The sequence below is a fragment of the Bradyrhizobium sp. UNPF46 genome (assembly GCF_006658625.1).
GTDB lineage: Bacteria > Pseudomonadota > Alphaproteobacteria > Rhizobiales > Xanthobacteraceae > Bradyrhizobium > Bradyrhizobium nitroreducens.
Genome location: NZ_LFJB01000032.1, coordinates 12,723 through 37,185, shown reverse-complemented (window position 1 = coordinate 37,185; position 24,463 = coordinate 12,723). Strand labels below are relative to the sequence as shown.

At 65.8% G+C, this 24,463-nt stretch carries 27 protein-coding genes; 14 read left to right on the top strand and 13 right to left on the bottom strand.

Annotated features, from left to right (window positions below; translation table 11 throughout):
- The first annotated feature begins 5 nt into the window (after positions 1 to 5).
- The 3 genes from UNPF46_RS14430 (at position 6) to UNPF46_RS14425 (ending at position 2,504) form a co-directional block, all read left to right on the top strand.
- Positions 6 to 554 (top strand): cupin domain-containing protein, encoded by a 549-nt coding sequence (locus UNPF46_RS14430; RefSeq protein WP_100179849.1) that lies wholly within the window; start codon positions 6 to 8, stop codon positions 552 to 554.
- 182 nt (positions 555 to 736) lie between these two features.
- Positions 737 to 889 (top strand): hypothetical protein, encoded by a 153-nt coding sequence (locus UNPF46_RS37500; RefSeq protein WP_174719170.1) that lies wholly within the window; start codon positions 737 to 739, stop codon positions 887 to 889.
- Between the two features lie 103 nt (positions 890 to 992).
- Complete coding sequence (locus tag UNPF46_RS14425; RefSeq protein ID WP_142250455.1) at positions 993 to 2,504, top strand: lysozyme inhibitor LprI family protein; 1,512 nt, start codon at positions 993 to 995, stop codon at positions 2,502 to 2,504.
- A gap of 72 nt (positions 2,505 to 2,576) precedes the next feature.
- Here UNPF46_RS14425 and UNPF46_RS14420 read toward each other — a convergent pair whose 3' ends face one another.
- The 3 genes from UNPF46_RS14420 to UNPF46_RS14410 are packed head-to-tail and all read right to left on the bottom strand — an operon-like array spanning position 2,577 to position 6,380.
- Complete coding sequence (locus UNPF46_RS14420; protein ID WP_142250454.1) at positions 2,577 to 4,838, bottom strand: xanthine dehydrogenase family protein molybdopterin-binding subunit; 2,262 nt, start codon at positions 4,836 to 4,838, stop codon at positions 2,577 to 2,579.
- On the bottom strand, positions 4,831 to 5,886 hold the full coding sequence (locus UNPF46_RS14415; protein ID WP_142250453.1) for an FAD binding domain-containing protein: 1,056 nt from the start codon (positions 5,884 to 5,886) through the stop codon (positions 4,831 to 4,833). The genes UNPF46_RS14420 and UNPF46_RS14415 overlap by 8 nt, the downstream gene beginning before the upstream one ends.
- Positions 5,883 to 6,380: a (2Fe-2S)-binding protein gene (locus tag UNPF46_RS14410; protein WP_142250452.1), complete on the bottom strand. Its 498-nt coding sequence runs from the start codon at positions 6,378 to 6,380 to the stop codon at positions 5,883 to 5,885. The genes UNPF46_RS14415 and UNPF46_RS14410 overlap by 4 nt, the downstream gene beginning before the upstream one ends.
- 250 nt (positions 6,381 to 6,630) lie before the next feature.
- Between UNPF46_RS14410 and UNPF46_RS14405 the strand changes: the two genes are divergently transcribed.
- Together UNPF46_RS14405 and UNPF46_RS14400 are read left to right on the top strand one after the other, a co-directional pair.
- Positions 6,631 to 7,266, top strand: a complete 636-nt coding sequence (locus UNPF46_RS14405; protein WP_100179844.1) for a TetR/AcrR family transcriptional regulator — start codon at positions 6,631 to 6,633, stop codon at positions 7,264 to 7,266.
- Between the two features lie 65 nt (positions 7,267 to 7,331).
- Positions 7,332 to 7,739: a DUF4864 domain-containing protein gene (locus tag UNPF46_RS14400; protein ID WP_142250451.1), complete on the top strand. Its 408-nt coding sequence runs from the start codon at positions 7,332 to 7,334 to the stop codon at positions 7,737 to 7,739.
- Between the two features lie 3 nt (positions 7,740 to 7,742).
- Here UNPF46_RS14400 and UNPF46_RS14395 read toward each other — a convergent pair whose 3' ends face one another.
- Positions 7,743 to 8,660, bottom strand: a complete 918-nt coding sequence (locus UNPF46_RS14395; RefSeq protein ID WP_142250450.1) for a LysR family transcriptional regulator — start codon at positions 8,658 to 8,660, stop codon at positions 7,743 to 7,745.
- Positions 8,661 to 8,737: 77 nt separating this feature from the next.
- On the opposite strand from UNPF46_RS14395, the gene UNPF46_RS14390 reads away from it, so the two are divergent.
- On the top strand, positions 8,738 to 9,154 hold the full coding sequence (locus tag UNPF46_RS14390; protein ID WP_142250449.1) for a cupin domain-containing protein: 417 nt from the start codon (positions 8,738 to 8,740) through the stop codon (positions 9,152 to 9,154).
- 6 nt (positions 9,155 to 9,160) lie between these two features.
- Here the strand turns inward: UNPF46_RS14390 and UNPF46_RS14385 are convergent, their stop codons facing one another.
- Positions 9,161 to 10,426, bottom strand: coding sequence for an MFS transporter (locus UNPF46_RS14385; protein WP_142250448.1), 1,266 nt, complete (start codon positions 10,424 to 10,426; stop codon positions 9,161 to 9,163).
- A 151-nt stretch (positions 10,427 to 10,577) separates the two neighbouring features.
- Here UNPF46_RS14385 and UNPF46_RS14380 point away from each other — a divergent pair, with 151 nt between their 5' ends.
- The 8 genes from UNPF46_RS14380 to UNPF46_RS14345 all read left to right on the top strand — a co-directional run bounded on the left by UNPF46_RS14380 (position 10,578) and on the right by UNPF46_RS14345 (position 17,906).
- Positions 10,578 to 11,006, top strand: coding sequence for a hypothetical protein (locus UNPF46_RS14380; RefSeq protein ID WP_100179839.1), 429 nt, complete (start codon positions 10,578 to 10,580; stop codon positions 11,004 to 11,006).
- A gap of 73 nt (positions 11,007 to 11,079) precedes the next feature.
- The gene (locus UNPF46_RS14375; RefSeq protein WP_142250447.1) at positions 11,080 to 11,364 is read left to right on the top strand and encodes a hypothetical protein; all 285 of its coding nucleotides are present in this window, start codon (positions 11,080 to 11,082) and stop codon (positions 11,362 to 11,364) included.
- Between the two features lie 9 nt (positions 11,365 to 11,373).
- Positions 11,374 to 12,798 carry a TolC family protein gene (locus tag UNPF46_RS14370; protein WP_142250446.1) on the top strand — a complete coding sequence of 475 codons (1,425 nt, stop codon included), beginning with the start codon at positions 11,374 to 11,376 and terminating at the stop codon, positions 12,796 to 12,798.
- Between the two features lie 13 nt (positions 12,799 to 12,811).
- Positions 12,812 to 14,143 (top strand): multicopper oxidase family protein, encoded by a 1,332-nt coding sequence (locus tag UNPF46_RS14365; protein ID WP_142250445.1) that lies wholly within the window; start codon positions 12,812 to 12,814, stop codon positions 14,141 to 14,143.
- A gap of 32 nt (positions 14,144 to 14,175) precedes the next feature.
- Positions 14,176 to 14,628, top strand: coding sequence for a cupredoxin domain-containing protein (locus UNPF46_RS14360; protein WP_181769933.1), 453 nt, complete (start codon positions 14,176 to 14,178; stop codon positions 14,626 to 14,628).
- 16 nt (positions 14,629 to 14,644) lie between these two features.
- Complete coding sequence (locus tag UNPF46_RS14355) at positions 14,645 to 14,947, top strand: copper-binding protein (protein WP_142250443.1); 303 nt, start codon at positions 14,645 to 14,647, stop codon at positions 14,945 to 14,947.
- 322 nt (positions 14,948 to 15,269) lie between these two features.
- Positions 15,270 to 17,411 carry a flagellar biosynthesis protein FlhA gene (gene flhA / locus UNPF46_RS14350; RefSeq protein WP_181769932.1) on the top strand — a complete coding sequence of 714 codons (2,142 nt, stop codon included), beginning with the start codon at positions 15,270 to 15,272 and terminating at the stop codon, positions 17,409 to 17,411.
- Positions 17,412 to 17,705: 294 nt separating this feature from the next.
- Positions 17,706 to 17,906: a hypothetical protein gene (locus UNPF46_RS14345; protein WP_100179833.1), complete on the top strand. Its 201-nt coding sequence runs from the start codon at positions 17,706 to 17,708 to the stop codon at positions 17,904 to 17,906.
- A 420-nt stretch (positions 17,907 to 18,326) separates the two neighbouring features.
- On the opposite strand, the gene UNPF46_RS14340 is transcribed toward UNPF46_RS14345, so the two are convergent.
- The 8 genes from UNPF46_RS14340 to fliJ form a co-directional block, all read right to left on the bottom strand.
- Positions 18,327 to 18,989, bottom strand: coding sequence for a transposase (locus UNPF46_RS14340; RefSeq protein ID WP_142250441.1), 663 nt, complete (start codon positions 18,987 to 18,989; stop codon positions 18,327 to 18,329).
- A gap of 152 nt (positions 18,990 to 19,141) precedes the next feature.
- Positions 19,142 to 19,471 carry a hypothetical protein gene (locus tag UNPF46_RS14335; protein WP_142250440.1) on the bottom strand — a complete coding sequence of 110 codons (330 nt, stop codon included), beginning with the start codon at positions 19,469 to 19,471 and terminating at the stop codon, positions 19,142 to 19,144.
- A complete protein-coding gene (locus UNPF46_RS14330; protein WP_142250439.1) occupies positions 19,471 to 19,653 on the bottom strand; it encodes a hypothetical protein in 183 nt (60 codons plus the stop codon). The genes UNPF46_RS14335 and UNPF46_RS14330 overlap by 1 nt, the downstream gene beginning before the upstream one ends.
- 531 nt (positions 19,654 to 20,184) lie before the next feature.
- Positions 20,185 to 20,547 (bottom strand): hypothetical protein, encoded by a 363-nt coding sequence (locus UNPF46_RS38265; protein WP_142250438.1) that lies wholly within the window; start codon positions 20,545 to 20,547, stop codon positions 20,185 to 20,187.
- A gap of 227 nt (positions 20,548 to 20,774) precedes the next feature.
- Complete coding sequence (locus UNPF46_RS14315) at positions 20,775 to 21,734, bottom strand: helix-turn-helix transcriptional regulator (protein WP_142250437.1); 960 nt, start codon at positions 21,732 to 21,734, stop codon at positions 20,775 to 20,777.
- A 273-nt stretch (positions 21,735 to 22,007) separates the two neighbouring features.
- A complete protein-coding gene (locus UNPF46_RS14310; protein ID WP_142250436.1) occupies positions 22,008 to 23,066 on the bottom strand; it encodes an anti-sigma factor in 1,059 nt (352 codons plus the stop codon).
- A gap of 30 nt (positions 23,067 to 23,096) precedes the next feature.
- On the bottom strand, positions 23,097 to 23,642 hold the full coding sequence (locus UNPF46_RS14305) for a sigma-70 family RNA polymerase sigma factor (RefSeq protein WP_097665711.1): 546 nt from the start codon (positions 23,640 to 23,642) through the stop codon (positions 23,097 to 23,099).
- Between the two features lie 340 nt (positions 23,643 to 23,982).
- A complete protein-coding gene (gene fliJ, locus UNPF46_RS14300) occupies positions 23,983 to 24,402 on the bottom strand; it encodes a flagellar export protein FliJ (protein ID WP_011084990.1) in 420 nt (139 codons plus the stop codon).
- Between the last annotated feature and the right edge of the window lie 61 nt (positions 24,403 to 24,463).

Sequence of the window (24,463 nt, the reverse complement as noted above, 5' to 3'; positions counted from 1 at the left end):
GGGGCATGAGCGTCGACATCGGTGGACGGCTGCGATTCATCCGGGCGCGCCACAAGCTGTCGCAGCGCGAGCTGGCCAAGCGCGCCGGGGTCACCAATTCGACGATCTCGCTGATCGAATCCAACCAGATGAACCCTTCCGTCGGCGCGCTCAAACGCATCCTCGACGGCATCCCGATGGGGCTCGCCGAGTTCTTTGCGCTGGAGCCGGAGACCAGGCGCAAGATCTTCTACCGCGCCGAGGAACTGACCGAGGTCGGCAAGAAGCCGATCTCGTATCGGCAGGTCGGAGACAATCTGTTCGGCCGCAGCCTGCAGATCCTCAAGGAGCGCTACGAGCCCGGCAGCGACACCGGCCGCGTCCATCTCGTCCATGAGGGCGAGGAAGGCGGCATCGTGATCTCGGGCAAGCTCGAAGTCACCGTCGAGGACGAGCGCCGCATCCTCAACCCGGGCGATGCCTATTATTTCGAGAGCCGCCGCCCGCACCGATTTCGCTGCGTCGGCGGCAAGGCGTGCGAGGTGATCTCGGCCTGCACGCCGCCGACGTTCTGAAAATCGGCCCATCCGTAATCGTGCGAACACCGTTATCTTACGGTCCTTGAGCCATCTCAATTTCCGCGCACGCGACCGCTATATAATACGAAACGTAGCCGAGCAGCCTGGCGCAAAGGTGCTGAGGCTATGGTCCCGGACTCCTAGGTACTCCGGGGCCGCTTCGTAACGGGAGCCAGCGCATGAAGATCACTCTTGCCAATGCCGAAGCCGTGCTCGACGAAGCTTTGCGCGACGCCGACAAGCTCCATTCGCGCGAGCTGCGCAAGGCCATCGCCGAGTACATCGAGATGCAGCGAGAAGCGGTCAAGGCCCTGCGCAGGAAGTTGCATTGATCGGATCGGCACGGGGGTCGACCTTCCCGAGCCCTCCTGAACCTCGCTGACGCCGCGGACGACCAACGGACAGGCACGATCCCGCTCCAGCCAAGAGCCGCCAATGTTCGCCCCGTTTCGCCTCGCGCTCGTCACCGCGACGGCCCTGCTCGCTCCCGTCACCTGCCACGCCATGGACGATTTCCTCCGCGCCGCCAGCAGTGCGCCGACCGCAATCACGCTATGCGGCGAGGCCAACGGCAACGGGAGTGCGATCAAGCCTGCTGCTTGTCAGGAAAGGGGCTACGACAGGCTCGTCGCCGCGATCGACAAATCCTTCGATGCGGCGCTCGCCAGGGCGCCCGTCAATATCCGGCCTCTGCTCAAGCGCGACGAGGCCTGGTTCAACGAGATGATCTCGCTAGCCGCCGACACCGTGCAGGAGGTCGACGAAGCCGAGCTGCGCGACAACTTTGCCGCGACGCTGCGCCAGCGCCAGGCCGCGCTCGACGAGATCGCCGGCGGCTTCGGGCGGAGCGGGTTCTCCGGCAAATGGGCCAACGCGTTCGGAAGCCTCACCCTCTCGCCGGATGCGAACGGCGTGCGGCACCTGACGATCGACATGCGGGCCTATTACGGCAGTGACAGGCATCGGCAATGCAAGCTGAGCACGACCGTGACGAAGGCCGGCAACTGGCTGAGCGGGTCGATCCGACTGCCGAACGCCGCGTCACCGGCAGGCCAGCAGCAGACCAAGCCGGCAAAACTTCCGGCGATCAAGCTCCGTCGCCAGGGCGAGACCCTTCGCGTCGTCATGATCGATGGCGACGATACGACCGAGGAAGGCGACGATTGCGACTATCTGTGGCAGATCACCGGCACCTATTTCGCGAGCGGCACCTCCGGCGACGCCGACAAGACCGAGACCTCGTTCGTCGCGCCGACTTTCGATTGTGTGCGTCCGGTGACCGCGACGGACGAAGAGATCTGCTCGGACCCCGATCTGGCCGAGAACGATCAGCGATTGAACCGCGCCTGGAAGGCGCTGCTGCCGCGGCTCGACGATGTGACACGGCGCGCGCTGACGGAAGACCAGCGCAACTGGGTGCAGGCGCAGACCATGCAATTCCCCGAATTTCTGCATCCGGCCTGGGAAAAGCGCAGCTCGGAAATGCACGCGACCGCCAGCGGGCGGGATCACGTCGATGCCCTCCAGCGCGAGCGGATCGCGCTGCTGGAAGGCTTCGACGACAAGCGCGAGGGCCTGCCCGGCATCTGGCTCGCCCACAACGCGATTCTGAAGGTCACCATCGACAAGACTGGCCGGCTGACCGCGCATGGGTGGAAATGGGATCAGGGCGATTGGAAGGCCGGCTGCGACTACGACATGACCGGCAAGATGGCGGGCGGCTCTTTCCGCGCCGACGAACAGCGCAAGAATCCCGATACGCTGGAGCGCGACCACGCCATGCTGGTCGTCAACCGTCTCGACGACGCATTCGCGAACAAGCGCACCGGCAAGGACACCGACGACGAGGCGAAGTGCAGGCGAAGGCTCGACAACTCCTCGACCGCCCGGCTGTTTCCGGCGCGCGCCTCGCCCGACATCGACAATTTCTCCGGCTCGATCCGCTAAGGCGCGATTGGCATCTCGGCGTATCGCGCTTTAGCGGCACCGGGCGCGGCGCGCCCGGTGCCGTGAGGCTGCTCAAAGCTGCGTCAGCAAATCCTCGATCCGGATCGGGAATCTGCGGACACGCACGCCGGTCGCGTGCCAGACCGCGTTGGCGACCGCACCGGCGCTGCCGGTGATGCCGATCTCGCCGACGCCCTTGATGCCGAGCGCGTTGACGTGCGGGTCTTGCTCCTCGACCGTGATCACGTCGAGCGGCGGCACGTCGGCATTCACCGGGACATGGTACTCGCCGAGATTGGCGTTCATGATGCGGCCGGTCCGGCGATCGGTGATCGCCTCCTCGTGCAGCGCAAAGGACATCCCCCAGATCATGCCGCCGAACAGCTGGCTCTGCACCATGCGCGGGTTGACGATGCGTCCGGCAGCGAAGGCCCCGACCATGCGGGTGACGCGGATTTGGCCGAGCTCGGGATCGACCTTCACCTCCGCGAACACCGCGCCATGGGCGTGCATGGCGTATTCCTCCATCGCCGCAGGGTTCGGCGCGCCGGTGCCGCGGGCCTCGACCTCGGCGACGCCCGCGCGCGCAAGGATCTCGGCGTAGCTCTCGCCGCGGCTCTCGTCGTCACGGCGGATCAGCCTGCCGTCGCGCGCGATCACACCGGTATTGCCGGCGCCGAACAGCGGCGAGCGCTCGTCACCGGTGGCGAGATCGGCGAGCTTTGCGATCACGGCCGCGCCGGCGCTGTGGATCGCAGCACCCGCGGTTGCCGTATGCGCGGACCCACCTGCGATGCCGGCATCGGGCAGGTCTGACGTGCCGGCCTTGAACGTGACGCGGTCGATGTCGAGACCGACGGCATCGGCCGCGATCTGCGCCAGCGCCGTCCAGGCGCCCTGCCCCATGTCGTGCGCGCCGATCTCCATCACGCCCGAACCGTCGCGCCGGATCGCCGCGCGCGCTTCCGCCTGGAACATCAGCGCCGGAAAGGTCGCGGTGCCCATGCCCCAGCCGACCAGCAGGCCGTCATCGTCGCGCATCTGCCGCGGCTGCAGGGATCGCCTGGCCCAGCCGAACCGCGCCGCACCCTGCTCGTAACAGGCACGCAGTGCCTTCGACGAGAACGGCTTGCCGGTGATAGGCTCGACCTCGGCATAGTTCTTCAGGCGGAAGGCGAGCGGATCCATGCCGCAGGCCCAGGCCATTTCGTCGATCGCACTTTCGAGTGCGATCGACCCGGTTGCCTCGCCGGGCGCGCGCATGAACAGCGGCGTGCCCGTGTTGACGCGCACGGCGTCATGCGAGGTGCGGATCGCTGGCGCCGCGTAGAGCGTGTGCGAGGCATCGGCCGCAGGCTCGTAGAAATCGTCGAACGTGCTCGACACGGTCCTGGCGTGATGATCGAGCGCAGTCAGACGTCCCTCGCTGTCGGCGCCGATGCGCAGGCGCTGGCGCGTCGGCGCGCGATGGCCGACCGGGCCGTACATCTGCTCACGGCGCAGCACCAGCTTGATCGGCCTGCCGACCAGCTTCGCCGCCATGATGCCGAGGACCGGCGGACCGCCCATGAGCCCCTTCGAGCCGAAGCCGCCGCCGAGGAAGGGACTGCGGATGTGGATCTTGTCGTGCGCGATACCGAACAATTCGGCAATGCGCGCGAGCGAAAGCATCAGACCCTGGGTCGGCATGTCCACCGATAGCCTGTCGCCATCCCATTGAACCACGATCGCATGCGGCTCCATCGCATTGTGATATTGCGGCGGCGTCTCGTAAGTCGCGTCGATCCGCTTCTCGGCCGAGGCAAGGCCCGCCTCGACATCGCCGAGGTGATTCTCGGTGGGATTGCCGACGCCGACGACGGGCGGCACGAAGCTCTCGCCGGCGTCGAGCCCGACCAGCGGAGGCAGCGTCTCGTAGCGCGGCGCCAGCAGCGCCGCACCTTCCGTCGCGGCTTCCAGCGTTTCCGCAATCACGACCGCGATGGGCTGGTTGGCGTAGCGGACCTCGTTGCTCTGCAACGTTTCCATCCGGAACACGAACGGATTGGTCTTGATCTCAGGGTCCATCGCGAGCTGCGGCTTGTGGTCGGGCGTCATGACATCGACGACCCCGGGATGGCGTTTTGCTGCGGCGACGTCGAGCGAGACCACTCGGCCATGCGCGATGCCGGAGACAGCGATCACCGCAAACAACATGCCGGGTGGGTGATTGTCGGCGGCATAGGTCGCCTGCCCCGTGACCTTGAGCACGCCGTCACGGCGGGTGAGCGGCTGGCCGATGTTCGAGCCGTGCCTGAGATGGGCGGGGGCGCTGGTGAGATTGAGCTCAGGCATGAATGGCTCCGGATGTCGAGGCAAAGGGAGAGGCCGGCAACGCCGGCAGACGCGCAGGCGTACCCGCGGCGGCAAGTCGCAGCGCGCGCACGACGATGCGACGCGCGAGCTCGATCTTGAAGGCATTGTCGCCGGACGGCTTTGCGTCGGTGAGCGCGCGCCAGGCGGCTTCCTGGAACGCATCTGCCGTCGGCGCGACACCCCTGAGCACGTCTTCCGCGGCGCGGGCGCGCCACGGCTTGGCGGCGACACCGCCGAGCGCGATCCGCGCCTCCGCGACCTTGCCGTTCTCGATCCGCAACGCGGCCGCGGCGGATACCACGGCGAAGGCGTAGGAGGTGCGGTCACGAACCTTGAGATAGCGCGCATGCGCGGCGAAGCCGCGCGCCGCAGGCGGCAGGCGCACCGCGACGACGAGATCGCCGGGCTCAAGCGCCGATTCACGCTCAGGCGAATTGCCGGGCAGGCGATGCAGTTCGTCGAGCGCGATCTCGCGACGGCCGCCCCTGCCCTCGATCTCGACGACGGCGTCGAGCGCGACCAAGGGTACGCAGAAATCGGAGGGATGCGTGGCGATGCAGCTCTCGCTCCAGCCGAGCACGGCATGGCCGCGGCTCTCGCCCTCGCGGGCATCGCAACCGCTGCCAGCCTCGCGCTTGTTGCAGCGGCTGGCGGTGTCGTAGAAATACGCGCAGCGCGTCCGTTGCAAGAGATTGCCGCCGACGGTGGCGGCATTGCGCAGTTGCGCGGATGCTCCGGAGAGCAGCGCCTCGGCGACGGCCGGGTAGGACCTTGCAAAGACCGGATCATGCGCGAGATCGGCATTGCTCACCAGCGCGCCGATGCGCAACGAGCCGTCGGGAAGCGTCTCGATGGCATCGAGCCCGTCGAGATGGGTGACGTCGACCAGCCGATCCGGACGGCTGATATTGCCCTTCATCAGATCGAGCAGGTTGGTGCCCGCGGCGAGATAGGCTGCGCCCGGCTGGGCGGCGGCGACGACGGCCTCGGAGACCGTGGCGGGCCTCACATAATCAAACGGTTTCATGCCGAACGCCTCTTATTGGATTCGTCCATCTGCCCTTGCGCTTCGAGCACGGCATCGACGATGCCGGCATAGGCGCCGCAGCGGCACAGGTTGCCGCTCATGCACTCGCGGATGCGCTCGGGGTCGTTGCCGGCCTGCGCCTCCTGCATCATGCCGATCGCGCTCATGATCTGGCCGGGCGTGCAGAAGCCGCATTGAAAGCCGTCATGGGCGATGAAGGCGGCCTGCACCGGGTGCAGCTGGTCGCCGCGCGCGACGCCTTCGATGGTGAGGATGTCGGCGCCGTCATGGCTGATGGCGAGCGCGAGACAGGAGTTGATCCGCTTGCCGTCGACCAGGATGGTGCAGGCGCCGCACTGGCCGCGGTCGCACCCCTTCTTGGTCCCGGTGAGATGGAGGCGCTCACGCAGGAGATCGAGCAGCGTGACGCGCGGATCGTCGAGGACGAAGTCGCGCCGCGCACCGTTCACTGTGAGGCTGATGGAGTGGTTCATACAAGGCTCCGATCAGATATGGACATGAGTCATCGCGCAGCGCGCCACCGCCGTGGCCGCCGTCGATCCGCGCCGCCCGCACACAATGCGGAAGGCACATGAGCGAAGATACGGAGGCACCCTCCGCTTAACAAGGGTCGTCCGAAAATATTTGGAATTCGTCAAAAGCCCCTGCGCTACCAACGCGATGCAGCCGGTTAAGGTTCGACAAGGGTTCAATCTAACCAATTCGTGATCTACATTGCCTGATATGGACGACCACGCCGATCACACCCGCAAGCCCCGCGCCGACGCCGTGCGCAATCGCGAGCGCGTGCTCGAAGCGGCGAAGGCCGTGTTCAACGCGGGCGGACCTGAAGCGAGTCTCGAGGCGGTGGCAAAACGTGCCGGCGTCGGCATCGGCACGCTCTATCGGCACTTCCCCACCCGCGAGGATCTGTTCGAGGCGGTGTACCGGCGCGAAGTCGAGCAGCTCAGTGAGTTGGCCGAGCACCTGCGAGGCGCCAAGGATCCGGTCGAGGCGCTGCGGCGCTGGCTGCAGTCCGCCGTCGAATTCGTCGCCACAAAAAAAGGCATGCTGGCCGCGCTGGCGCTGGCGTATCAGAGCTCGTCGGAACTTGCCGCTTTCTCGATGGACCGCCTGACAAAGGCGATCGGTTCGCTGCACGGGCGCGCGGTCGCGGCTGGCCAGATGCGCGCCGATATCAGCCCGGAGGACCTGCTGCGGGCGTTTTTCGGCATGTGCTACATGCACGACCAGCCGGGGTGGCAATCCTCGGTGCTGCGCCTGCTTGACGTGTTCGTCGATGGCTTGCGCCTGCAGCCGGCCGGCAAGGCCAGGGCACGCGCCAAGCCGGCGAAACCCGCGGTGAAACGGAAGCGATAGGCGCCCGTATTACCTTGAGGTCATGCTAGGATCAGCATCGCCGGGATTTCAACGCGGAGCCTGTCATGCGCATCGCCGCCTTGCTCGTCGCCATCAGCCTCGTCTTCAGCTCGACCGCAGCCCTCGCAGACGATATCGCCGCGGCCCAGGACGTCATCCGCGCCCAGGAGCAAGCTTTTGCACGTGACGATGCGGCCACGGCCTATTCCCACGCCGCCCCGGCAATCAGGGAGATCTTCCCCGCGCCCGGTGCCTTCATGTCGATGGTGCAAAGCGGTTACGCGCCGGTTTACCGCCACAGGAGCTTCGAGTTCGGCGAGAGCAAGGTTGAAGGCGGCTGGATCGCGCAGCGCGTCCACATCATCGACGCCAACGGCGAAGCGTGGATAGCGCTGTACACGCTCGAGCAGCAGGCGGACGGCAGCTACAAGATCACGGGCTGCTCGCTGCTGAAGGCAGGACAGGCGGTTTAGGAATCATCCCGTCAGGATGGGCTTCAGCGCCTCGCGCTCGAGCACGATGAAGTCGAAGAACGCGGCGATCCGCGGCACGCGCCTGAGATCGGGATGCGTCAGGATGCGCCAGCTCCGCGTCAATTCCGGGAGAGCAAGCACGCGCACGAGGTCGGGCTCGGCGTCGCCGAGCGCGATCGGAAGGGGCCCGATTCCAACACCCGACTTGATCGCGGAGACGAGCCCGAGCACGCTGTTGATGCGCGCGGCCATCCTGGCGTCCGGCGCGACCTCCTTGAGCCATTTGACGGCACGGTGATTGGCCAGCGAATCGTCGAGGCCCACCAGCAGATGCCGACCGAGATCCTCGACGCGCTCAGGCTTGCCGTGTCGTTCGACATAGTCGCCGCTGGCGTACACGGCCCAGACCGATTCCGCGATCTTGCGCCCGACCAGTTCATCGTCGGTGTCGCCTGAGCGGAAGGCGACGTCGACCTCGCCCTTGGAGAGGTCGAGATAGCGATCGCTCATCACGAACTCGACGCGGAGCGAAGGATGCTGGGCGTGAAAACTGTCGATCAAACCGGATTGAATCAACCGGGCGACGATCGGCTCCGGACAGGTGACGCGGATCGCACCCTTCATGTCCTGCTCAACATCGCCGGCCCGCCGCGTGAAGTCGACGATGGTGGCCTCGACGCGCTCGGCATAGGGCAGCAGCGCATGGCCGAACTCAGTCAGGCGATAACCGCTCTGCTGACGCGTGACCAGCATGCGGCCAAGCCGCCTTTCGAGCTCGTCGAGGCGGCGATGCACGGTCGACTGGCTGAGACCGAGCGCCTTGCCGGCGGCAATTGTGCTGCCGTGACGCGCGACCGCGAGGAAGTATTTGAGGTCATTCCAGTCGAACATGACGGGATTATGCACTTCTGCGGCCGCCACCCGCAATGTTGCGGCTCCCGGGCCGAAACGACCGCTCCTAGGCTGACGCCCATCCGATTTGCATTGGAGACCGGAAGATGCGCCCTCACCTCGCCCTCGGCACCGCAATCGCACTGGGCTGGACTGCCGCAGCCATCGCTCAGAGCCACGACGCGCATGGCATCGCCAAACCGAATCTGGTGTTGCAGCAAGTGGTTGAGGGCCTGCCGAAGGATGACAAGCCGTCGGTGCGGGTCATGACTGCGTCATTCAAACCGGGCGACAAGACCGTCTATCACACCCATCGTTTCCCTGTGACCGTATACGTCCTCGAAGGCGCCTTCACGCTGGAGCTGGCCGGCAAGGCGCCCCTCACGGTCAAGGCAGGCGAGGCGTTGGTCGAACCGCCGGGCGTGGCCATGACCGGCTACAACCGCACCGACGGAGAGACCAGGGTCGTCATCTTCTACGTCAGCGCGGTCGATACGCCTTTCCTCGACCCGCTCTCGCATTAGGGAGCGCTAGGTCGCAAAGCCCGGTCCGGTCTTGACCGAGCTCATCCGCGAGCGGATCAACAGCAGCACGACGATGCTGATGTTGAGCGCGTTCCAGGCCACGCCGTTCGCGAACGCCGCGGCGTATGAGCCGGTGGCATCGAAGATGACGCCCGACACCCAGCCGCCGAACGACATGCCGAACACGGAGGCGAAGATCACGATGCCGACGCGGGTTGCAGCCTCGCTCGCCGGCATCGCCTCACGCACGATGATGGCATAGCTCGGCACGATGCCACCCTGGAACAGGCCGAACATCGCGGAGATCAGGTAAAGCGAGGTGAGGCTGTCGAAGAACAGATAGAACACCAGCGCAAAGCCCTGCGCCAGCGACCCCACCAGCAGCGTGCGGATGCCGCCGATCTTGTCGGCGAGATAGCCCGATCCGATCCGGCTGACGATGCCGCATGCCATCATCAGCGACAGCATCTCGGCGCCGCGCGCCACGCCATAGCCGAGATCGCCGCAATAGGCGACGATATGCACCTGCGGCATCGCCATGGCGACGCAGCAGGCGATGGCCGCGATCGAGAGCAGCACCGTCAGCGTGTTGGTCGAGAGCTTGAGATCGACCCGCGGCGGCGGCGCATTGGCATGATCGCGAACATGGTCGTCGCCCATCTGCGCGCGCAGCACGAGGACCAGAAGCGCCATCGTGCTCGCGCAGACGAGGCCGATGCCGATATGGGTGTAGCGCCAGCCGATCGTCTCGGTGCCCCAGCTCACGATCGGCGGCCAGATCGTGCCGGCGACATAATTGCCGCTGGCGACGATGGTCACGGCAAGGCCCCGATAGCGCTCGAACCAGTGCGAGGCTTCCGCCATCAGCGGCGCGAAGGTCGCCGACGTCCCGAGGCCGATCAGGAAGTAGGCCGCCACGAACTGCCAGAGCTGGGTCGATAGCCCCGCGAGCACATTGGCGACGCCGAGGAAGGCGATGCTGATCGCCATCGCCAGCACGATGCCGAACCGGTCGGTGATCTTGCCGGCGATCACGCCGCCCAGCCCGAAGCCGAACATCATCATCGTGAAGGCCAGCGACACCGCGCCGCGCGTGGCACCGAATTCGGTCTGAACGACGGGAAGCACGACCACGACCGCCCACATGCCGACGGCGCCGATCGAGCCGATCACAAGCGCAAGCACCAGGCGCACCCAGGCCTGACGGGAGTCAGGGGTGAAGGAAGCGGGTGTTTGTCCTGGATGCTTCGGCGCGTGCACGGGCCGGACCATGGCCCTCAGATCGCCAAAGGGTCAAGCATCGTGGCGCGATGTTGGGCATGCGCGGTGCACTGCGGTAATAAATTCTTGGCGAATGCGTCTTTTGCCATTAGTTTGCAATCAGCGTGTGCAACATTGCCGCGCGAGGGGCCTATTGGCGGAAATGTTGCTGCGATTGACGCGATCGATGCGGATCAGGGTGGGGCGCCTCGTTGCCCTCGCCTATCTGTTTTGCGTGCTCGCGCCGGCGGCAAGTCTCGCCTTGGGCAGCGGTCCCGCACCGTGCCTCGACGAAGCCCTCCTCGTCCCGGCGCATCACCAGATGTCAGCCGGTCATGGCGGGACCTCGCATGATCACGCCGGACCGCATGCGCATCACCAGACCGCGGCACAGGACGCACCCGCACCGCATCATCATGGCGGCAAGGGAACCGTGGGCCCGTGCTGTGCAATGATGTGCGTGAGCGCGTTGCCCGCCGATCTGCCTGTGGTCGCGACGCCGGTCCAGCCGACCTCCACCTGCGCGCCCGAGCTCGTGGCCAGCCTGCACAGCGCGGCACCGCCCCGGCACTACCGCCCTCCCATCGCCTGATCTGACGTAACGCTTTCGGGCCGTGCGCGCTTCTGCGCGCGCGAACCTGTGGTCTTGAGATCAGGGATGAATCATGCTGACGCTTTCCGGGGCGAAGTTCGCCGCCGCATCCGCGGTGCGCGGACGACACTGTCCATTCTATTGGCCGCTGCTGGGCGCACTTGCGCTCGCGCTGTCCGGCTGCGTGCCGGCCACCACGCAAGTCGCGGCGGCCGATCCCGCCGACGCCGCCGCGAAGGTGGCGCCCGTCGGTTATCGATCGACCATTGCGCCCTATAGCAGCCTGCGGCCCGCGACGCCGGCACCATGGCGGGGCCGCAACGACGCGGTGACGCCGCCGTCGAAGCAGGACCGGTAGGAGCGCACCATGACACGCCATCTTGCGCAAGGCCTGCTCGTCCTCACCGCGCTCAGCGTCTCAGGCTGCGCCGCGTTCTCGCCCGACAGCGGCATGAGCGGGGTTTCCGAGCTGACGAGCCAGACCATCGACAAGGACGTCGCCTTCGTGCGGACGGCCGACGGCGCCGGCGCAGTTGACACCCGCGTTCGCCAACTGCTCTCGCGCACGCTCAGCGCAGACGCTGCCGTGCAGATCGCACTGCTCAACAACAAGGGGCTGCAAGCCGCCTATAACGAGCTGGCGCTGGCCGAGACCGACCTGGTCGAGCAGAGCCTGCCGCCGAATCCCGTGTTCTCGATCTCGCGACTCTCGGGCAATGGCGCCAGCGAGATCGAGCGCCAGGTAGTCGGCGACATCCTCGCGCTCGCCACCCTGCCGTTCCGCTCCGACATCGCCCGCGAGCGCTTCCGCGGAGCCCAGCTGCGCGCGGCGCTGGCGACGCTGCGGCTCGCGGCGGAGGTCCGCCGCGCCTATGTGCGCGCCGTTTCAGGCAACGAGATGGTGGCGCTGCTGACGGACGCGAAGGCGACGGCGGAATCCACCGCACAGCTCGCGGTCAAGCTCGGCGAGACCGGCTCGATCAACAAGCTCGACCAGGCCCGCGAGCAGGTGTTCTACGCCGAGACCACCGCCGACCTCGCGACCGCTCGCCAGACCGCAACGAGCGCGCGCGAAAGGCTTGCGCGCCTGATGGGGCTGTGGGACGGCGGCCTCGACTTCCGTCTGCCCAACCAGCTCCCGCCGCTGCCGCGCCGCCCGCAGGCGCTGCCTGGAATCGAGGCCGACGCGGTGGCCCATCGCATCGACCTGCAGATCGCGCGGCTGGAGCTGAACGCGCTGGCGAAGGCGCTGAACCTCACCGAAGCGACGCGGTTCGTGACCCTGCTCGACCTCGCCGGCATCTCCCGCCGCACGCAGGACCCCGAGGGCGCGCCGTTCCGCGAACGGGGTTTTGACGTGCAGTTCCAGATCCCGATCTTCGACGGCGGCGAGGTCCGTGTGCGGCAGGCGGCCGAGACCTACAATCTCGCCTTCAACCGCCTGACGGAGCGCGCCGTCAACGTGCGTTCGGAGGCGCGCGATGCCTACCGCACGTACCGGTCCACCTACGACATCGCCAGCCATTATCAGCGCGAGATCATCCCCTTGCGAAAAATCATCACCGAGGAGATGCAGCTGCGCTTCTCCAGCATGCAGGTCGACATCTTTGCGCTGCTGACCGAGGCGCGGCAGCGCCTGGCGTCGTTGCGCGGCGCCATCGACGCCAGGCAAAGATTCTTCCTCGCCCAGTCCGACCTGCAGACCGCCGTCAACGGCGGTGGTGCAGCTGCGTCCGGGGGCGACACGTCCACCACCATCGCCGCGGCAGCGCCTGCCGATGCCGGCCACTGACATGGAGACCTCAATGTTTTCGCGCCGAGGATTTTTAGGGAGCGCCGCGCTCGCGGGCGCCTCAGCCATCAGTGGCCGCGTGCAGGCGGCATCAATCCCTGAAGCGCCGCATATGGACAAGGTGGTCATGCAGCCGCCGCTGCATCCCATAGGCGGCCCCGATTATCGCCCCGTGGTCACGCTGAACGGCTGGTCGCTGCCGTTCCGCATGAATGGCGACTGGAAGGAATTCCATCTCGTCGCCGAGCCCGTGGTGCGCGAGTTCGCGGAAGGCATGAAGGTGAATCTGTGGGGCTATAACGGCCAGTCGCCGGGCCCGACCATCGAGGCGGTCGAAGGCGACAAGGTCCGCATCTTCGTCACCAACCGCCTGCCCGAATACACCACCGTGCACTGGCACGGCATGATCATTCCGAGCGGCATGGACGGCGTCGGCGGGCTGACGCAGCCGCACATCGAGCCCGGCAAGACCTTCGTCTACGAGTTCGAGATGAGGAAGAGCGGGACCTTCATGTACCACCCGCACTCCGACGAGATGGTGCAGATGGCGATGGGCATGATGGGCATGGTCGTCGTGCATCCGCGCGATCCCGGCTTCCGGCCGGTCGACCGCGACTTCGTCTTCGTGATGAGCACCTACCGCGTCGATCCCGGCACCTACCTGCCCCATGTCAACGAGATGACCGACTTCAACATGTGGACCTGGAATGCCCGGGTATTCCCCGGCATCGATCCCCTGGCCGTGCGGCTCGGCGACAAGGTGCGCGTGCGTATCGGCAATCTCACCATGACCAACCATCCGATCCATCTGCACGGCCACAGCTTCGCGGTGACCTGCACCGACGGCGGCTGGGTTCCGGAGAGCGCGCAATATCCGGAGACGACCACCGACGTGCCGGTCGGCGCCGTCAGGGTGTTCGACGTGCTCGCCGACAATCCCGGCGATTGGGCGTTCCATTGCCACAAGTCGCATCACACCATGAATGCGATGGGACACGACGTGCGCAACCTGATCGGCGTGTCGCGCAAGGATCTCGCCAAGGCGGTCGGTAAGCTCGCGCCGGATGCGATGGCGATGGGCTCGACCGGCATGGCGATGGGCAACATGGAGATGCCCGCGCCCGACAACACACTGCCGATGATGACGGGCACCGGCCAGTTCGGCCCGATCGAGATGGGCGGCATGTTCACCGTGATGAAGATCCGCGAGGACCTCGCGCGTGACGATTATCGCGATCCCGGCCCCTACAAATTCCCGCAAGGCACCGTCGCCTACGAGGTCGAGGCGCCCGATGCGGCACCCGTGCGGGAGCCAGCCAAGCCAATGCACAAGATGAAGATGTGAGCGTTTCGATGAACCACCAACTGGAGATGACGATGAAGACCATCAAACTCGGCCTAGCGCTGGCTGCACTGTCGCTCGCGCCGGCCTTTGCACACGACAAGCACGCTCACGCGAATTTCTCGGCCGGCGAACCCGGCGATCCCGACAAGCCCGCGCGCACGATCGAGATCCTGCTCAACGAGATGGACTACTCACCGTCGAAGATCGAGGTCAAGCGCGGCGAGCAGATCCGCTTCGTGCTGCGCAATGTCGGCAAGGAGGACCATGAATTCCTGCTCGCCACACCTAAGGAGAATCTCGCGCATGCGGAGGAGATGAAGAAGCATCCGCACATGGAGCATGACGATCCCAACGGCGTGCGCCTCGCGCCACACAAGACGGCCGAGATTCTCTGGACGTTCAGCAAGCCCGGCACGTTCGAATTCTCGTGCCTCATTCCCGACCATCGCGACTACGGAATGGTCGGCCACGTCACCGTCAAGTAACGACAAGGAGCCTCCCATGAACCGCATCATCCGTTTCGCCGCTGCGCTGACGCTGACTGCCGGCTTGGCCAGCGCCGCCCTCGCGGCGGGGGCCGCCGCGATCAGCGGCGAAGTCAAAAAGATCGACGAGGGCGCCGGCAAGATCACGCTCAAGCACGGTCCCGCCAAGAGCCTCGGCATGGAGGAGCCCATGACCATGGTCTACCGCGTCAAGGACCCCGCCATGCTCAAGCAGGTGAAGGTCGGCGACAAGGTGACCTTCGAGGCCGAGGAGGCGGCTTCGGGGTACACGGTGACCAAGATCGAGAAGGCGAAGTAGCCTCCCCTGTCATTCCGGGGTGGTCCGCAGGACCGAACCCGGAATCTCGAGGTTCCGGGTTCGGCTCTCCGAGCCACCCCGGAACGACGACCTTTCCCTCCGAAACACCCCGGTCCGGCCGCCTTCCCACCCCCGCGTTAACCCTTTGCTAACCATACACCCGGCAAGAATTGCCGGGTGAAGTCGAGTGTCGTCGGCCGCGTAAAACGGGGGGATCCCTGTGGACGCCAGTGCGGTGCCTCACTTTCGGAACGGCGGCCCTTCGGCCGCCGCGCAGACGTTTGGGGCGCGCGGACGGCAGTCGCGCGGGGAGGCAGCTACCATGGTCGACGTCACCGCAGGACAGGGCGTAGGCAGCGCAAGACCGGGCATCCCTTCCCTCAACGAGATCGTCACCATCCTCAAGCGCGGCGACATCGCGCTGGCGCTGGGCATCCTCACCATCCTGGTGGTGCTGATCCTGCCCCTGCCCGCGATCGTGCTGGACCTGTTCCTGGCGATCTCGATCACGCTGTCGATCCTGATCCTGATGACCTCGCTGTTCATCCAGACGCCGCTGGAATTCTCCGCCTTCCCGACCGTCCTCTTGATCTCGACCATGCTGCGCCTGTCGCTCAACATGGCTTCGACCCGGCTGATCCTGTCGCACGGGCACGAGGGTACGGCCGCCGCCGGTCATGTCATCGAAGCCTTCGGCAGCTTCGTGATGGGCGGCAATTTCGTCATCGGCATCATCGTCTTCGCCATCCTGATCATCGTCAACTTCGTCGTCATCACCAAGGGTTCGGGCCGTATCGCCGAAGTCGCCGCCCGCTTCCACCTCGACGCCATGCCCGGCAAGCAGATGGCGATCGACGCCGACCTGTCCGCCGGCCTGATCGACGAGACGGTCGCCAAGCACCGGCGCAAGGAGCTGGAGGACGAGAGCGGCTTCTTCGGCGCCATGGACGGTGCCTCCAAATTCGTCCGCGGCGATGCCATCGCCGGCCTTTTGATCGTCTTCATCAACGTCGTCGGCGGCATGATCATCGGCGTCGCCCAGCAGGGCATGTCCTTCGCCGATGCGGGGCGCAGCTACACGCTGCTGACCGTGGGCGACGGCCTCGTCACCCAGGTGCCGGCGCTGATCGTCTCGACCGCGGCCGGCCTGCTCGTCTCCAAGGCCGGCGTCTCCGGCGCCGCCGACAAGGCGCTGATGAAGCAGTTCTCCGGCTATCCGCAGGCGCTCGCGATGTCCTCGGCGGTCATGCTGGTGCTGGCGGCACTGCCGGGCATTCCGACCCTGCCCTTCCTGGCGCTCGGCGCCGGCGCCGGCGCGCTGGCCTGGAACGCCCGCAACCGCAACCGTGTCACCGCCAAGGCCGAGGAAGCCGCCAAGGCCGCCCCGGCAGCAGGTCAGCCCGGCGCGCCGGGCTCCGCCGCGGCCGAGGAGCCGATCTCGGCCGCGCTCAAGATCGACGACCTCAAGATCGAGCTCGGCTATGCCCTGCTGCCGCTGGTCAACGGCCCCGACGGCACCGACCGCCTCACCGAGCAGATCAAGGCGCTGCGCCGCTCGCTCGCGATCGAGATGGGTTTTGTGATGCCGGCGGTCCGCATCCTCGACAACGTCCAGCTCGAAGCCAACACCTACATCATCAAGATCAAGGAGGTCGACGCCGGCACCGGCAAGATCTGGCCGAACCAGTTCATGGTCATGGACCCCGGCGGCAGCCAGGTGCAGGTGCCCGGCATCCACACCACCGAGCCGACCTTCGGCCTGCCCGCGACCTGGGTCGACGCCAGCCTCAAGGAGGAAGCCTCGCTCAAGGGCTACACCGTGGTCGATGCGGCCACCGTGCTCTCGACCCACCTCACCGAGCTGCTCAAGGCCAACATGTCGGACCTGCTCTCCTATGGCGAGGTGCAGAAACTGCTCAAGGAGCTGCCGAAGGAGCAGAGCGAGCTGGTCAAGGACATCGTCCCCGGCCAGGTCACGGTATCAGGCATCCAGCGGGTGCTGCAGCTCCTGCTCGCCGAGCGCATCTCGATCCGCGACCTCTCGACCATCCTCGAAGGCATCGCCGACTCGCTCGCCTTCTCGCGCAATCCCGCGACCATGGTCGAGCACGTCCGCGCCCGTCTCGCGCGACAGATCTGCGCGCAAAACACCTCCTATGCCGGCTATCTGCCGCTGATCGCGCTGTCGGCGAAATGGGAGCAGGCCTTTGCCGAATCCATCATCGGCCAGGGCGAGGAGCGCAGCCTTGCGATGCAGCCCTCGAAACTGTCGGAGTTCATGACCGCCGTGCGCGAGGCGTTCGAGCGCGCCGCCCGCGAGGGCGAGGCGCCGGTGCTGGTCACCTCTGCGGCAATTCGTCCCTTCGTGCGCTCCCTGGTGGAGCGGTTCCGGGCCCAGACCACCGTGCTGTCGCAGGCCGAAATCCACCCCAGGGCGAGGCTCAAAACGGTCGGAAGCATCTGATTTGCCTTAAGAAGCCGTGTGTTTTTCGGCCACAGGCAAATGGTTTTTGAGTTCCCGGCGCCCTGTGGACCAGACGCCCATAAGCACGCTGACAGGCACATTACAGCTTTGAAATAATTATCAAAAAGCACGACTCGGGCGCGAATCCGATCGCGATCTCTCACGTCCATTCACGCTCTTGTGATGGCCCCTTGGGAACGAATCCCCCCAATACTAGGTTGTTGGGCACCGGAAGCATGAACCTGCCCAAATACGCAGGCGACTACTTCGGGTAGATGGCGGCAGGAGCCTTCCATGAACCACTCGATTTACAGCGCAGATCGCTCGACCCACTTGAAAATCGTGGTCGTGGCCCTCGTTGCAGGGATCACGGTGGCAGGCTTCGGCATCACGGCACGCACGGGTTCGGACGAAGGCCTGACCCAGACCGCCCGCGTCATCAAGGCCGGCAAGCCGGTCGTTGTGACCAGCGCGAATGCGTCCCTCGTTCGCTAAGGAGACATGAGTTTCAGGAATTCACGCGGCTCTTTACCAGCCCCCCAAAGTCGCCACGTGGATATGTAGACGACCCCAACCCCAAGTCGACTACAGAAAGCGCCCGCCCCCCACGGGCGCTTTCTCATGTCTGGGGTATGTTGCGGCGTTACGCGCATACGCGCCACATTTGTCAAATCCGTCGCCCTCTGGTGCACCGCTGCCAGAACATCGTCATTGCGAGCGCAGCGACTTGTCCGCCGAAGCCTTTGGCGAAGGCGGAGCAATCCAGAGTCTTTCCACGGAGACAGTCCTGGATTGCTTCGCTGCGCTCGCAATGACGGAGTGGGTGGGTAGCAGCATCGCTCTCGTAATTCGTAGGATGGGTGGGTAGAGCGCAGCGAAACCCATCGTGCTCCCCACATTACGGTGACAGTGCACTTAATTCTCCTTCGGCTTCGGCCCTCGCTTGGCCGGCTTGAGAACGCGCTTCGTCTTCCGTTCGATCATGTCCAGGAACTTCGGGTTGCCGATCGGCCGGCCGATGGTTTCAGCGCGGCGGAGTTGCTCGATCATCTCCTCATCGCCCTCCTCCGAGAGGAAATGCGGAAAGTTAGGATAGCGCTCCCTGACCGGCGCGATCGCGGTGATGCCGTCGTCGCGGCCGCCGACATGGGCGCGGACGCTGGACCAGCGCCAGTCGCGCGCCCGTTCGACCAGCCGCGCCCGCACCGGATTGAGCGAGACGTAGCGCAGCGCGGCAGCCAGGTACGCCTCGTCCATCGGCACGCAGCCGAAACGGCCTTGCCAGAAATGGCCGGTGCGCTTGCGACGGGCGTGGATGATGCCGGCGTAGCGGCGATGCACGGGAGCCAGCGCGCGGCGCAATCCATCGGCGTCGGACGGCACGAGAATGAGGTGCACGTGGTTCGGCATCAGGCACCAGGCCCACACTTCGACGCCGGCCGCATGACATCCCGCCGCCAGAAGATCGCGATAAAGGGCATAGTCCCCATCGTCGAAGAACGTGCGGGCGCGGCCATTGCCGCGCTGGGTGACATGGTGGGGATGCCCGGGGATGACGACGCGCGCAAGTCGAGCCATGCCGCAGCATGCCCGCGCGACCACAAGGAGTCAATTAAATGCACTGTCACCGTAATTCCGAGAAAGGCCGAAGCTGAGAGCGGCCGTAGGATGGATGGAGCGACGCGATCTCAATCGCTTCAGCCACACAGGATGATGGGTTTCGCAAGGGCTCAACCCATCCTACGGGCTGATCGAATTCCCCAGTCGTCGCCTTTACCGAGCTCCTCTCTAACCATCTCCATCATTCGCTCGAGCAAATCAGCAATTTCCCGTGTTGTTTTTCGCTCAGGAAAAAGTGTGAACAACGTTTGGAGAATTTTATTGTAGGTGTCGACATCAATGTCGCCTTCCTGATCCACCGTCGCGCGATAAATGCGCCATTCATCAGGAGAATCGCACCTCAATGTCTCCATCAATTTTCTGACGTCGTCAGTGAGAGCAAGACGATCAGCCCTCCGCTCCGCCAGACGCCGTTGCCGGATCTCTTTTTCGTCGGTCATTACAGCCGAACCCTTGGTTCGATGATCTGCCCTCGCATCTCGCCTTCGCCCCCAAACGGAGCAACCACGTCGATGATCTTCCTATTCGCCCCGCCCTTCCACTCCGCCGGCGTCAACCGCATATCCCCCGCGTTGATCCGCTTCGCGACGATCTCGTTCGCCAGAGAGTGCTCCTCATCCATGAATCGCCTGCCATCCCCAACCCCTGCGGGTGACGCTAGACGAAACAACCCGGACACATCAAGCATCAAAGATGACGGAGTTGTCGGGACGTGGAGCGTGTCGATTTCGCAGCGCCGGCGTCATGAAGGACGTTGCAGCTGGCCGCGTCACGACACATCTCTCTCGTTGCGAGCGCGGCGACTTGTCAGCCGAAGCCTTCGGCGAAGGCGGAAAACAATCCAGACTGTCGCCGCGGAGACAGCCTGGATTGCTTCGTCGCAAGGGCTCCTCGCAATGACGGAGTGTGGGGCGAACGCCTCGCGCTCTCAGTTCGCATCTTCAATCACAGACACACCTTCGCGCTCTCGCGGCTCATCTCGCCCGAGTTCTGCGTTGTCGCGTCGCCCTCGATTGAAAGAGGGCGCAGGGAAGGCCGGGCGCCGGCTGGCACCCGCGGTCCACTGTGCGAATCCTGCGTGACAAGAAGCTGCACAGCGGCATACAGGTGCAGCCAGGACATCCCGGCCTTCCCTGCGCAGTGGTTTGACGGCTTATGTCGTGCTCTCCCCGGGGAGCGTTGCGCTATTGCCCCCGTCGCCTTGCGGATGGCTGATGCGCTTGCCCGGTTGAGCAAACCACATCACCACAAGACTTGGCGCACAGACCCCGGGCGCCAGGACCACACGATTTTGCCGTACGCGGATGACACCGGTCGTGTGCGCGAGGTCTTTGCTCACGGCTCTCCGCCCTGCAAAACCCTTCGCGCCGATGTGACCCACGTCCACCGCCGCCCAGCCCGCGTTCGTGACGATCGCGATACGCCCCTCTTCCTTGGGCCGGGTTGCGGCGACACATACGCGCTTTCCGAATTTCGGTAAAGTGGAATATTTTCGGCGGCGCGGATTGACCGGCATTTTGGGTGTTTTGCCCGACGGGCAGCGCAAGATGTTGTGGCCATGCCGGCGTCATTCCGGGGCGCGCGAAGCGCGAACTTTGATGCGCAATTGCGCATCAGAGAATCCATTGCGCCGCGCGAACTGCCGCACGATGGATTCTCAGGTGCGCAATTGCGCACCATAGTTCGATACTGCGCATCGCCCCGGAATGACGGAGAGAAGCCGCGTAACCGCGAATCGCGGCCTCACGCCTCGCGCAATTCCGAGGGCGTCGCGCCAAAGCGCTTGCGGAAGGCGCGGTTGAAATAGGACAAATCGGAAAAGCCCGAGGAATGCGCGATGTCGCTGATCTTGCGCGCCCTGGCGCGGGGATCGCCGAGCAGTTTTCGCGCTTGCAGCAGGCGCTGCTCGAGCACGAATTCGGTGAAGGTGGTGCCGGCCTGCTCGAACAGGCGCTGCGCCTGGCGCGGGCTCAGCCCTGAGCGCGTCGCGATCTCGGACAGGCAGAGATCGTTGCGGCCGAGCGCGGCCATCACGTCGGCGCGCATCAGGTCGAGACGCGCCGCCGCGTGGCCGCGGCCGCGGGCAAGGCTGGCATGCTCGGCATCGGTGCCGAGCAGGAGGCCGACCAGATCGACCATGTGCTGCGCGGTCAGGCGCTGGCCCACGGCGTCGAGATGCGGCGCGTGATTGGCGGCGAGCGCATGGTAGCGGAAGATGGTCTCGGCGACCGCGCCGTCGCTGAGCACTTGCGACAGCTTGTCCTCGGCGCGCGGATTGATCTCGAGCAGCGCGCGGCGCGGCATGCGGATGGAGGTGAAACGGTCCTCAATGGTGTGGCCGACGGAGCCGGTGATGCCCATGTCGACGAGCACCATCTGCGCGGGCGCAAGCTCCACGGTATGACCGTTCTGCCCGACCCGGACGAGGCCCGCATGGGCCGCGATCAGCACGAGATCGTCGCTGCCGTCGGCAAGGTGGCTCTGGCTGCGCGTGTATTGCGCGGAGGCGCCTTCGGGAATGGCGAGCGCGATGTTGTCGACCACGCTGATCTGGAGCCGGCAATCGATGCTGTCGCCGCGGCTCGGCCCGATATCGAGGCCGCAGGGCCCCAGGGCCCGCTCGCGCCATTGCTCGAACGCCGCACCTTGCGGCAGTCCCGTATATTGGTGAACGAAGATGCCCGGCGTTTTCGCTGCATCCATCTGATTTCCAGCCCCTCTTTCGGCTCCGCGATCGGCGGTGCCGACTGCAATTTCCGGGAATTTGACGCCCCGGAACGCGGCGAGGTTCAAATCGGGGGGCGATTCAGGGCGATTTGTCGGGATGCGACGACGGGATGGACGGTGGCGACAGGGCGGGGTCTTGTAGCCCGCATGGAGCGGAGCGGAATGCGGGGACGGTGGTCCCGGATTGCGCTGAGCCTGTCATCGGGCGGCGCTTCGCGCCGACCCGTTGGCTCCATCCGGGCTACGGCCCTACTTCTTCGCCGGCGCCTGCGGCTGGGCCGGCGGCACGGTCTCGATCAGCTTGCCGGTGAAGACCGGCGCGGAGTGCGGATTGCCGTCGGGCGAGCCGCCGGCCTGCTCGACGGTGACGGCGTAGGTCGCGCCGTTGACGACGTCGGGATCGTAGCCGGCGAGCAGCGGACGCGCGGTGAAATCGCTGGCGCCGATCACGCCGAGCGAACGGGGACGCGGCAGCTTGTCCGAGATCAGCCAGAGCTCGAAACTCTTGCCGGGCTCCGGCGTCGCGCCGACCTTGCGCACGGTGAAGTTCTTGGTCGCACCGTCGACGGTGAGAATGAAGGCGGGCCCGCCGGCCTGGCCCTGCAGCAACGCGACATATTGCGCCGACGTCGCGAGCGGCGCGGCCGGAATCTTCACTTCCACGGTCTGGATGCGCGGTGCGGGACGCAAGGCGCCCGGCAACGCGTCGGGCAGGAAGATCTGGAGCGACAGCATGATCAGCAGCGCGGCCGCGAGCGCACCGGCGGCGGACGCGACGGAGCGCCAACGCTTCACCCGGCTCTCGAGACGGATCACATTGCCATCGTCGACGACCGCCGCCTGCGGCGCGCGCGCGACGGCGAGATCCGGCGCGTGAACTTGCGGGATGAATTGCGGCGCGACATCGGTAAGCGCGTCGGGCTCGGGACGCGGCATCTGCGGCGGGGCGGCTTCGGCATGCGGCACGATGGGAGACTGCGGCGCATCGCCCGCGGACTCCGCGGCGTCCGAAGCGGGTAGCTCCGATGCAGGCGGAGGCGGCGGCGATGCCTCGGCAGCTACGGGCGGCTGCTGCGCCAGCGCCGTGCGCACGATCTCGGACCTGATGTTCTCCCACACGATCGGGCGCGGCTCGACCGCGCCGACCATCTGGTTGAGGGCACCGAGCCGATAGGCCCAGGCCTGCACGATCGCGGCGAACGCCTCGTCCACCGCCATCATGGTCTCGACCTGCGCGCGCTCGTCGGCATCGAGCGTACCGAGCGCATATTCCGCGGCGAGCGCGATATGGTCGTCCGAATAGGCCATCAATTGCGGTCCAGAACCATCCTCATGCATTCATAGTCCGAGGCACTCCCGAATCTCCAACATGCTGCGCCGGAGCCACGTCTTCACCGTGTTGACGGGCGCTGAAAACTTCTCTGCCAATTGCTCGCGGCTCCAGCCGTTGTAATAGGCGAGAAGCACGAGCCGCTGACGGTCCGGCTCGAGCCGGCCGACGCATTCGAGCAGCCGCTTCAGCTCTTCGGTCATCTCCCGGCGCGCCAGCGGGTCGGGGCTGTCGGCCGCCACCTCCATCGCCTGAGGCTCCTCCTCGATGGAGACCTCCGACTTCTTGCGTACGATGTCGATGGCGCGGTTGCGCGCGATCGAGGCCATCCACGTGATCGGCGAGGACAGCGCCGGATTGAACCCGCCGGCGCCGTTCCAGATCTTGACGTAGGTCTCCTGAATGACCTCCTCTGCGAGATCCTGTCGGCGCAAGATACGGAGCACGACGCCATAGAGTTTCGCGCGCGTGGCGGCGTAGAGGCGCTCGAACGCGGCCTGATCGCCCTTCGCTACCGCCTCAATCAATCCGACCAGCTCTGCTGGCGTCAGCATTCAGCCCCCTCATCTTCCTCCCTCTCCCCGCCTGCGGGGTCGGGACGAGCTAGGCTCGCCCTGAGAGGGTCGGGGTGAGGGGGAGTCTCCGCAAAGGAAGTTGCAGACGGACTCGCGGAGAGTCCCCCTCACCCGGATCGCGCCGGACGATGCTCCGCATCGCCGGGCCGATCCGACCTCTCCCCGCAAGCGGGGAGAGGTGAACCCCCACCACCATAGCGCGCGGCAAAGCCGTCCACCAAGGGCTGCGGCGCCACACTGTGGACAGCACATACGAAAACCCGGACCTTGCGGGTCCGGGTTTTGCGGATTTCTCGGTAGGTCGGGCTTGCCGGCGCGCTCAGGCGACGGCGCCGATGCGGGCGCGCATCAGGCCGATGCTGTCGAGGTCGGCCTGCTCGCGGGCGTTCTCCTCGGCGCGTTCGCGGGCCTGGTCGCGCTCGTCGAGCAGCTCGACCTTCTTCAGCTCCTCGAAGGCCTCGGCCAGCGCGGCCTTGGCTTCGTCGAGCTGGCCCTTGAGCTCGTCGGCCGAGCGGGTCAGGTTCTCGCGGCGCTGGATCGCCGCCTTGGCGTAGGTCGGATAGGCGAAGTGCGAGGGATCGTTGATCCCGGCGCGCTCCTGTTCGGTCTGGATCTCGCGTTCGAGATCGACCGACATGCGCTGGAAATCGGCGATCATGGTCTCGATCTGGGTGACCCGGCGGCGCTTCTCGTCGACCTGAAACTTCTTCAGGCGAATGAGGGTATCTCGTGACTTCATCGACTCGTACTCCCCAGAAGTCCCCCCGCTGCACGTGGGACGATACCGGTCACCCCACGGG